Genomic DNA, 546 nt, shown 5'->3' on the forward strand with positions numbered 1-546 from the left:
GGGTGCCCTGGGCCTGCATAACTTTATCTCGCAACAGTTTTCCATGCCGGAAGGCCTATTCGGACGTTTGACCGGAGCGGTCATGGGCCTGATAAATCTTTTACCCAACAAGCGGGCCATCGAACTATTGGATATCTCGGAACAGGATGACGTACTCGAAATAGGTTTTGGGCCTGGTTTAGCGCTCAGGAAAATGTCGCAACTTGTGCGGAGCGGCAGGATTACCGGGGTAGATCGGTCGCCTACAATGTTTCGTCAGGCCCAGGCGCGAAACAGAACAGCAATTCAACATGGAAAACTGAAACTGATACAGGGCACCTTCGAGTGCCTGTCGCTGGAAAGCGCATCCGTTGACAAGGTTCTAGCCGTCAACGTGATCTATTTCTGTTCACCAGACGGAACAGCCCTGGCAGAAGCGCGCAGGGTTCTACGCCCCGGCGGAGCAATGTCGATCTATGCGACGGATTGCTCCTCCATGAGGTGGTTGCAGTTCATCGGCCCTGAAACCCAGCAGACATTTGATCGGAAAGGACTAGAGGACTTCTT

1 protein-coding gene is annotated in these 546 nt (G+C 53.3%); it reads left to right on the forward strand.

Annotated features, from left to right (window positions below):
* Positions 1 to 546, forward strand: a 546-nt coding sequence (locus OOJ09_RS31950; RefSeq protein WP_269909027.1) for a class I SAM-dependent methyltransferase, incomplete at both ends; no start/stop codon positions are given.

The organism is Mesorhizobium qingshengii, assembly GCF_027563465.1.
GTDB classification, from domain to species: Bacteria; Pseudomonadota; Alphaproteobacteria; order Rhizobiales; family Rhizobiaceae; genus Mesorhizobium; species Mesorhizobium qingshengii_A.